Origin of the sequence: Actinomadura sp. NPDC048394, assembly GCF_040651755.1 — a bacterium.
Classification (GTDB): Bacteria; Actinomycetota; Actinomycetes; order Streptosporangiales; family Streptosporangiaceae; genus Spirillospora; species Spirillospora montaniterrae.
In genome coordinates this window covers 44,520-53,004 of the sequence record NZ_JBEZJL010000077.1, presented here as the reverse complement: position 1 = coordinate 53,004, position 8,485 = coordinate 44,520, and the positions used below count along the sequence as shown (strand labels likewise).

General features: G+C 72.5%; 8 protein-coding genes. 4 read left to right on the top strand and 4 right to left on the bottom strand.

The window, feature by feature from the left end; genetic code table 11:
- Nucleotides 1-290 precede the first annotated feature (290 nt).
- Nucleotides 291-1,490 (bottom strand): PQQ-binding-like beta-propeller repeat protein, encoded by a 1,200-nt coding sequence (locus tag AB0C78_RS39995; protein WP_360758632.1) that lies wholly within the window; start codon nt 1,488-1,490, stop codon nt 291-293.
- 107 nt (nt 1,491-1,597) lie between these two features.
- On the opposite strand from AB0C78_RS39995, the gene AB0C78_RS39990 reads away from it, so the two are divergent.
- A complete protein-coding gene (locus AB0C78_RS39990) occupies nt 1,598-2,227 on the top strand; it encodes a uridine kinase (RefSeq protein ID WP_360758630.1) in 630 nt (209 codons plus the stop codon).
- Here AB0C78_RS39990 and AB0C78_RS39985 read toward each other — a convergent pair.
- Nucleotides 2,224-2,601, bottom strand: coding sequence for a DUF6221 family protein (locus AB0C78_RS39985; RefSeq protein ID WP_360758628.1), 378 nt, complete (start codon nt 2,599-2,601; stop codon nt 2,224-2,226). The genes AB0C78_RS39990 and AB0C78_RS39985 overlap by 4 nt on opposite strands.
- A 63-nt stretch (nt 2,602-2,664) precedes the next feature.
- Here AB0C78_RS39985 and lipB point away from each other — a divergent pair, with 63 nt between their 5' ends.
- Entirely contained in the window at nt 2,665-3,375 is a 711-nt protein-coding gene (gene lipB / locus AB0C78_RS39980; protein WP_360758626.1) for a lipoyl(octanoyl) transferase LipB, read from the top strand.
- Nucleotides 3,376-3,421: 46 nt separating this feature from the next.
- On the opposite strand, the gene AB0C78_RS39975 is transcribed toward lipB, so the two are convergent.
- The gene (locus tag AB0C78_RS39975) at nt 3,422-4,690 is read right to left on the bottom strand and encodes a lipase family protein (protein ID WP_360758624.1); all 1,269 of its coding nucleotides are present in this window, start codon (nt 4,688-4,690) and stop codon (nt 3,422-3,424) included.
- 200 nt (nt 4,691-4,890) lie between these two features.
- Nucleotides 4,891-5,688, bottom strand: a complete 798-nt coding sequence (locus AB0C78_RS39970) for an SAM-dependent methyltransferase (RefSeq protein ID WP_360758622.1) — start codon at nt 5,686-5,688, stop codon at nt 4,891-4,893.
- 210 nt (nt 5,689-5,898) lie between these two features.
- On the opposite strand from AB0C78_RS39970, the gene AB0C78_RS39965 reads away from it, so the two are divergent.
- Together AB0C78_RS39965 and AB0C78_RS39960 are read left to right on the top strand one after the other, a co-directional pair.
- Nucleotides 5,899-7,383 carry an N-6 DNA methylase gene (locus AB0C78_RS39965; RefSeq protein ID WP_360758620.1) on the top strand — a complete coding sequence of 495 codons (1,485 nt, stop codon included), beginning with the start codon at nt 5,899-5,901 and terminating at the stop codon, nt 7,381-7,383.
- 4 nt (nt 7,384-7,387) lie between these two features.
- Entirely contained in the window at nt 7,388-8,440 is a 1,053-nt protein-coding gene (locus tag AB0C78_RS39960; RefSeq protein ID WP_360758618.1) for a restriction endonuclease subunit S, read from the top strand.
- Nucleotides 8,441-8,485 lie beyond the last annotated feature (45 nt).

The window sequence follows — 8,485 nt, the reverse complement described above, 5'->3', positions numbered from 1 at the left end:
CGCGTAGCGACGCCGAAGGCGCCCTTGACTTTGGAGGGGCGGCCCCGTACGCAAGCGCCACCCCACCACCCGAACACCCCTCTTGCCGATGCCCCAAACACCCCTCTCGCCGAGGCGCCCGAACACCACTCTCGCCGATGCCCCAAACACCCCTCCCGTCAAGGCACCCGAACACCCCCTTGGAGAACACCCGAGCACTCCTCTCACCGACGCACCCGAGTATCCCTTTTCAAGAGAGCGTGAAGACACTCACGAGGCCCTTAACGCACCCCACAGCCCTCCCCGTCCAATCAAGCCGGAAATGCGTAGAGATGGTCTACCGGGCCGTCCTTGTTGCCGGCGTCGTCGTTGACTGCCTCGTCCTTGGCGAGGACGCAGACGATGTGATTCGCGGTGGCGGCGTTGGAGAGCGGGACGTCCTCATCCGCGTAGTCCTTGATGGCGGCCGTCCAGCGCGGTGCGCCGCTGCGTGCGTCCACGCTGGAAACGCGGCCGTCCGTGGTGAAGATGAGGGCGCCGGCGGCGAAGGCGAGGGGACGGTCGGCGCCGGACGCCCAGTGCGGGACGGGGACGGTCCAGGACGCGTTCCCGGCGGTGATCGCGGAGACGCCGCCGGTGCCTGCGGCGTAGACGACGCCGCCGGACGGGACCACCGGTGTCAGGCCGCCGGCGGTCGTGCCGGACCAGAGGACCCTGCCGTCGCGCGCCGAGACCGCCCATAGGCCGCTCATCGAGTGGATGTAGACGGTGTCGCCGTCCGAGGTGATGGAGGAGTGCGGCTCGAAGAGGCCGGCGCCGCCGGTGGAGCTGCCGGAACGGTGCCAGCGGGTCCGGCCGGTCTTGACGTCGAGTCCTGCGAGGTACATCCGGGCGTCGACCGCGCAGACGACGCCGTCGGCGATCGCTGGGCCGCCGGGGAAGCCGATGCCGCCGGCGCGCCATCGCTCTTCGCCGGTCGCGGCGTCGAGGCAGTGGAGGTGCGCGGTGCTGGAGACGGCGACGTGGCCGCCGGACGCGGCGGGCGGGGACAGCCATCCACCGGGGGCGAAGCTCCAGCGGAGCCTGCCGGTGCCTGGGTCGAGGGCCTGGAGAGCGCCTTTGCCGCCGGGCTCGTTGCGGAGGGTGTAGAGGGTGCCTTCCAGCACGAGCGGTGCGGTGCGCCCGTACATCGGGGACGCGTTGTAGTGGCCGTACGGGGATTGCCACAGTTGGCGGCCTGCGGTGTCGAACGCGTAGAGCTTGCCCTCGAAGGACGCGTAGAACGTGGTGTCGGATGCGGCCATCGAGTAGGGGAACAGGTCGTCGTTCTCGGAGCCGGGCGTGATGTGTCCGTTGTCCGCGGTGGCGAAGGTGTGCTTCCACAGCGGTTTCCGGCCGGTCGCCTTGGTGCTGAGGTCGGGGCCCTGGCCGCATGCGGCGGCGAGTCCGGCGGCGCCTGCGAGGGCGAGGCCTCGCAGGACCGTGCGGCGCGGCATCGTGCCGTCCGTCATCTGCCTCCCCTAAGCAACGGGCGAATGCCTCCCCCGAGGCAACGGGCGAATCGTCGCGGTGGGCGGTACACGTTCGGTACATGGCGCCGTGTTGCAGGATGGGAGGCATGCGTGCGCGAGCGATCACGCCCGGGCGGGCGGTGGAGGAGCTGTGCGGCCGGATCGCGGAGGCGCCGCGCGAGGCGTGGCAGCGGGTTGCGGTGGACGGGGCGCCGGCGGCGGAGCCGTGGGTGCTCGCCGACGCGCTGGTGGGGCCGTTGCGTGCGGCGGGACGTGACGTGGTTCGGGTGTCGGCGCGGGATTTCCTGCGGCCGGCGTCGTTGCGGTACGAGTTCGGCCGCGAGGATCCGGACGTGTACTACGACCAGTGGCTGGACGTGGGCGGGCTCGTGCGGGAGGTGTTGGGGCCGCTGGAGCCGGGCGGTTCGGGGAAGGTGCTGCCGAGCCTGTGGGACGCCGAGCTGGATCGGGCCACGCGCGCGCGGTACACGGCTGTGCAGCCCGGCGGTGTGGTGTTGCTGGACGGCTCGTTGCTGATGGGCCGGGGCCTTCCGTTCGATCTGGTCGTCCATCTGACGATGTCGCAGGGCGCGCTGGCGCGCCGCACTCCGGAGCAGCTCGCCTGGACGCTTCCGGCGTTCGCCCGTTACGAGCGGGAGGTGGGGCCGCTGCGGGCCGCCGACGTCGTCCTGAAGGTGGACGATCCGCGGCATCCCGCGCTGGTCGAGTCCGTCTAGGCGCGCCATTCCTCGTTGTAGTCGGGGTGGTGGGAGTAGGTGAGCGCGAGGAGGCGGAGGGTCTGTTCGCGGACGGCCTGGGCGGCCTGCTGTTCGGGGGTGGCGCGGCCTTGGGCGATGATCCAGGCGTGTTTCTCGTGGTCGTCGACGATCTGGCGGCGGGCGGCGACCTCCTGGAGGGTGCGGGACGGGTGGTGGCGGGCGATGTGCTCGGCGTAGGCCTCGGTCTCGGCGGACGCGACGAGGACGGGCTCGCCGTCGGCGTCGAGGTGGACGGCGCCGGAGGGGCCGGCCGTCCAGGACGCGCCGGAGCAGGCCCGGGCGACCTGTTCGTCCTTGGCGAGGCGGGCGCGCAGAAACTCCACCAGATCCATGCGACCATCCTGCCTCGCGGGGCCGACATCGGTGCCCGGATACACTCCCTGCGGGGAGGATCCATGTCATTGACGACATCCCACGGCGAGCCGGGCACGGCACGGACGGGGTTGCGCGCGCGGCGCGAGGGCGGGCCGCTGCGGGTGGTCGAGAGCGAGCTCGTCGACTACGCCGAGGCGGTCGCGGCCATGGAGCAGATGGTGCGGGACCGGCAGGCCGGCGCCGCGGACGACACGCTGTGGATCCTGTCGCATCCGCGGACGTACACGGTGGGGCGGCGGACGCCGCCGGAGGAGCGGCCGGACCCGGCGCACGGCATCCCGGTGGTGGAGGTGCGGCGCGGCGGGAAGCTCACCTACCACTCGCCGGAGCAGATCGTCGGGTACCCGATCCTGAAGCTCGCGGACCCGCGGGACGTGGTGGGGCTGCTGCGCGACATCGAGAACCTGCTGGTCGGGGTGCTCGGGGAGCTGGGCATCGAGGCGGAGCGGCGCGACACCCCGCCGGGCGGCCCGCTGCTGACCGGGGTGTGGACGGCGGAGGGCCGCAAGATCGTCTCGCTGGGGATGCACATCTCGCGGGGCGTGAGCGCGCACGGGTTCTCGATGGACGTGGACGCCGACCCGGCGCCGTGGACGTGGGCCGTCCCGTGCGGGATGCCGGACGTGGAGATGACGTCGGTGTGCCGGGAGCGGGAGCGGCGCGGGCTGGCGCCGGTCACGCAGGCGGAGGTGCGGCGGCTGATCGTGGGCGCCTGGCGCCGCGAGGCCTGACGCCGCCTGAGGGGCGGGCCCGCGAAGGCCCGCCCCGGGCGGAGGACTAGGCGGCGGAGCAGTTGCCCTCGACGGGCTTACCGGCGAACCGGTCGGCGAGGAAGCTCATCATGTCCCCTTCGCTTTCCAGGAGGCCGGTGGCGTGCTCGGCGATCGGGTAGCCCTTGTAGGTGACGTTGGCGCCCTTGGCGCACCAGTCGTGGTCGAGGGTCTCGGCCTGCTTCGCCGGGATGATCTCGTCCAGCAGCGCCTGCGCCTGGAAGACGGGGACGCTCGGCGCGGTGGAGCCGAGCTTGTTCTCGTCGAGCCGCGCCTTCCACTGCGGGGTGTCCAGCGGGTTGCTGGTGGTGTAGTCGCTGATCTTCTTGAAGGCGGTCTGCAGGACGGTGAGCGGGCCGTCGACGCTGACCAGGCACATGTCCTTGGCCTTGGCGAGCAGCGCGCGGCCGTTGTCGTTGAGGTAGCCGTCGAGCTTCAGCTCGGGGTAGGCGGCGTCGTAGCCGACGGCGGCCATGAACATGAGCGCGACGAACGGGCTGCCGTCGAGGCTCGCGGCGACGGCGCGCAGGTCGGCGGGGACGCCGCCGGCGGCGACGCCCTTGAGGTCGAGGTCCGGCGCGTAGGACCTGGCGAGTTCGGCGGCCCATCCGGCGGACGTCCCGCCCTGCGAGTAGCCCTTGACGCCGACGGGGGCGCCCGCGAGCCCGGCGTCGGGGAGGCGTTCGGCGGCGCGCGCCATGTTGAGCACGGCCATGCCCTGGGAGCGGCCGACCTCGTAGGTGTGCTGCCCGGGGGTGCCGAGGCCTTCCATGTCGGTGACGGCGACGGCCCAGCCCTGGTTGAGGGCGTCGATGACGAACAGTTCCTCGTAGTCCAGGCCCTGGGTGAGGGTGTAGGACGGGGCGCAGGAGTCGCCGAGCCCGCGCGTCCCGACGGCGTAGGAGACGAGGGGCCGCTTGCCGGTGCCCGTCCACGGCTTGTCCGGGACGAGCACGGTGCCGGACACCGCGGTCGGGGCGCCGGTGGCGGTCTGCGACCGGTACAGCACCTGCCAGGACTTCACGCCGCCGTAGGGCGAGTGGCCGATCGGGTCGACGGTGAAGACGGACGGGCGGGAGCGGATGACGTCGCCGGGCTGCCCGGCGGGCAGCGGCGAGGGCGGCTGGTAGAACGGGTCCTGGCCTGGAGGCTGGGCGGGAGGCGCGGTGTCCTGCGGCGCGGCGGCGGCGGTCCCCTGCAGGGCGGCCGCCGTCATGGCGGCGCCCAAGCAGGACGCCAGCACGGTGCGCAGGACCCGGCGGGCGCTGCTGTGCATGACGGTGAACCCTTCGTGTCGTCCCCCCGTGCCGTCCGGGTGACGGCGACCCGACCCTAGAGTAATTAGACACTTATTCCAATGCGCGCCGGGACGCATCGGCGGGCCCGCTCTTGTCAACCGTCCGACAAAACCCCTGCGACCGGCCGCAAGACCCGGACCGAGGCGCCCGGCCGGCGCCGGACCGCCCGGGCGGCGCGTCAGGACGTCTTGGCTCCGACGCCGCACAGGAAGTAGTCGCCACCGGCGCCGATCGTGCCGGTGGCCGGGTCGGGACGCCATTCGTCCAGCCGGACCAGCCCGGGCTCCAGCAGCGTCCAGCCGTCGAAGAAGCGCAGCTGCCGCTCGCGGCTGCGGTGCGTCATGCCGGTGTTGGCGTGGCCGTAGACCTCGGTCGAGTTCTCCGTGACCGCGTCGTCGCCGGTGATGTGCGAGATCACGACGTGGCTGCCGGGCGGCAGCGCGTCGCGCAGCGCCGCGACGGACCCGTACGGGTCCTCCTCGTCGCTCAGGCAGTGCAGCACGGCCAGCAGCATCAGCCCGACCGGCTCGCCGAAGTCGATCGTCTCCCGCAGCACCGGGTCGGCGAGGATCGCCTCGACGTTCCGCAGGTCGTGCTCCAGGACGATCGTCCGGTCGTCGGTGGCGGTGAGGGCGCGGCCGTGCGCGACCACGACCGGGTCGACGTCGAGGTAGGCGACCCGCGCGTCCGGGACGAGCTCCCGGACGACCTCGTGGACGTTGCCCTGCGTCGGCAGCCCCGTCCCGACGTCGAGGAACTGGCGGACGCCCGCCGCGGCGAGGTGCCGGGCGGCGCGCTGCAGGAAGGCCCGGTTGTGCCGGGCCAGGACGGGCGTGAACGGCGCGCGCGCGAGGATCTTCTCGGCCGCCTCGCGGTCGGCCGCGTAGTTGTCCTTACCACCGAGGTAGTAGTCGTACATGCGCGCGACGTTCGGCACCTGCATGTCGACTTCGCGGGGCGTCCAGCCGTCGTCCACCTCGTGCCTCTCGTCCGGCTCCAGAGCGATCTTCAGCCTAACCCGCCGCGGTGAGGCGAATTCACGTTTTCCCCGGACAACCTGCGCGTCGTCGCCGACCGGCCGGAAACGGCCGAGCCGCCGGCGAGCGCGGCCCGCGCCCCCGCGCGCGCGGGGGCGCCGGCCGGCCGGTGCTCGCGGGGCGGGCGCCGACTCCCTAGAGTCGCCGATGTGACGGAGACGGGGATCGCGGAACTGCAGGACGTCCTGTGGAAGGCCGCCGCGAAGCTGCGCGGGTCCATGGACTCCTCCCAGTACCGGGACTTCGTGCTCGGGCTCGTGTTCCTCAAGTACGCCTCGTCCGCGTTCGGCGCCGTTCCGGAATCGGCGCGGTGGCCCGCCGTCGTCTCCGGCCCCGGGCCGATCGGCGCGCGCATCGACGCGGCCATGGCCGCGGTGATGCGGGCGGAGCCGTCGCTGGACGGCGCGCTCCCGCTGATCTTCGGCGCGGACAACGTCGACCAGCGGCGGCTCGCGGACCTCGCGGCGGTCATCGGCGACGCCCGCTTCACCGGCCGCGACGGCAGCGACGGACGGGACGGCCGCAACGGGCAGGGCGGCGAGGCGGCCGCGCGGGACCTGCTCGGCGAGGTGTACGAGTACTTCCTGGAGACGTTCGCCCGCGCGGAAGGCCGCCGGGGCGGCGAGTTCTACACGCCGAAGAGCGTCGTGAAGCTGCTGGTCGAGGTGCTCGAACCGTACAAGGGGCGGGTGTACGACCCGTGCTGCGGCTCGGGCGGGATGTTCGTCCAGGCGGAGAAGTTCGTGCTGAGCCGGCGGGGCCGCAGCGGCGACATCGCGGTGCACGGGCAGGAGGCCAACGCCCGGACGTGGCGGCTCGCTCGGATGAATCTCGCCATCCACGGGATCGCCGGGGACCTGTCCGCCCGGCACGCCGACACCTTCTACGAGGACGCGCATCCCGGCCTTCTCGCGGACCACGTGCTAGCCAATCCGCCGTTCAACATGTCGGACTGGTATCGCGATCCCGCCGATCCGCGCTGGCGTTTCGGCGTGCCGCCGGCGGGCAACGCCAATTTCGCGTGGATGCAGCACATCGTCGCCAAGCTCGGCCCGCGCGGCGGCGCCGGAGTGGTGATGGCGAACGGCTCGATGTCGTCCCGGCAGTCGGCGGAGAGCGCGATACGCACCGCGCTGGTCGAGGCGGATCTGGTCTCCTGCGTGGTGGCTTTGCCGCCGCAGCTGTTCCGCACGACGCCGATTCCCGCATGCCTGTGGTTCTTCGCCAAGGACAAGGGACCGGACGGCGGCCGTGAAGACCGGCGAAAGCAGGTGCTCTTCGTCGACGCCCGTTCCATGGGGACGCTGCTCGACCGCACCGAACGGGTCCTGACCAGCGACGACATCGCCAGGATCGCCGGGACGTACCATTCCTGGCGCGGCGGCCCGAGCGCACGCGCACCGTACGCCGACGAGCCCGGTTTCTGCCGCTCGGTGCCGCTGGACGAGATCCGCGACAACGGCCACGTCCTCACCCCCGGCCGTTACGCGGGCGCGGCGGAAACGGCGGGCGAGGCGGGAGAGCCGGTGCGCGACCGGGTCGAGCGGCTCACCAAGGAACTGCTCGCCCGGCTGGACGAGTCGGCGCGGCTCGACGACGTCGTCCGGGCGCGGCTGGAACGGCTGGACGGCTGAGGAGATGATCAGGCTCGGCGAGGTCGTCGCCTTCACGAACGGCAAGGCGCGGCCCTCGCCCGGCACCGGCTACCCGACGTACGGGGCCAACGGCGTCATCGGCACGGCGGGTCGTTTCAACGCGGAACGGGAAAGCACGATCGTCGGGCGCGTGGGGTCGTATTGCGGCATCGTCCATTACGCGCGCGAGCGGTGCTGGGTCACCGACAACGCCATCATCGCGACGGCGCGGGAGGGCGTGAATCCGCGGTACGTCTATTACCTGCTGAAAGGGCTCGGCCTGAACCACCATCGGATCGGGTCGGGACAGCCGCTGCTCACGCACGCGATCCTGAACGGCCTCCCCGTCCGGGACGTGCCGCGTCCCGGCCAGGACGCCGTCGCGGAGATCCTCGGCGCGCTCGACGACAAGATCACCGCCAACGAGCGGCTCGCCTCAGCCGCCGACGACCTGGTCAGGGCCCGGTACGCCGAGCTCGCCGCGGACGCGCCCGGCTCGGTCCGGCTGGACGGGCTCGGCCGGCCGGTGACGGTGACCGTCCCGGCGGCGGACATCGGCCCCGGCGAGAACTACATCGGGCTGGAGCACATCGCGAAACGGCACATGTGGCTCTCCGGATGGGCGGGCGCGTCCACGGTGCTGAGCACGAAGAAACGGTTCCAGGCGGGCGATGTGCTCTTCGGGAAACTGCGCCCCTATTTCCACAAGGTCGGCCTCGCGTTCACCGACGGCGTCGCCTCGACCGACGTCCACGTCGTCCGGCCGGTGGACGCCCGCCACCGGGGCTGGCTGCTGGCGGCGCTGTCCAGCGACGAGGTGGTGGCGCACGCCTCCGCGCTCAGCGACGGCACCCGCATGCCCCGGGTGAAGTGGCCCGACCTGGCGCGCCGCGAGGTCCCGTGGCCGGGCGAGCCGCGCGCCCGCGAGTTCGGCGCGTTCGTCGACGCGCTCGCCGGACGGGTCGAGGCCGCCGCCGCGGAGAGCGCCGCGCTCGGCGCGCTGCGGGACGCGCTGCTCCCCGAACTGCTGGCCGGAAGGATCGAGGCCACCCCATGACCGGCGACCGCATCGGAACGGGGAAACCCCTTTGCGCCGAAATGG

What these genes read in the sequence shown, in the direction of transcription:
- AB0C78_RS39960 (WP_360758618.1), top strand. Translation starts at nt 7,388, where the DNA reads ATGATCAGGCTCGGCGAGGTCGTCGCCTTCACGAACGGCAAGGCGCGG.
- AB0C78_RS39995 (WP_360758632.1), bottom strand. Translation starts at nt 1,490, where the DNA reads ATGACGGACGGCACGATGCCGCGCCGCACGGTCCTGCGAGGCCTCGCC.
- AB0C78_RS39975 (WP_360758624.1), bottom strand. Translation starts at nt 4,690, where the DNA reads ATGCACAGCAGCGCCCGCCGGGTCCTGCGCACCGTGCTGGCGTCCTGC.
- AB0C78_RS39985 (WP_360758628.1), bottom strand. Translation starts at nt 2,601, where the DNA reads ATGGATCTGGTGGAGTTTCTGCGCGCCCGCCTCGCCAAGGACGAACAG.
- AB0C78_RS39990 (WP_360758630.1), top strand. Translation starts at nt 1,598, where the DNA reads ATGCGTGCGCGAGCGATCACGCCCGGGCGGGCGGTGGAGGAGCTGTGC.
- lipB (WP_360758626.1), top strand. Translation starts at nt 2,665, where the DNA reads ATGTCATTGACGACATCCCACGGCGAGCCGGGCACGGCACGGACGGGG.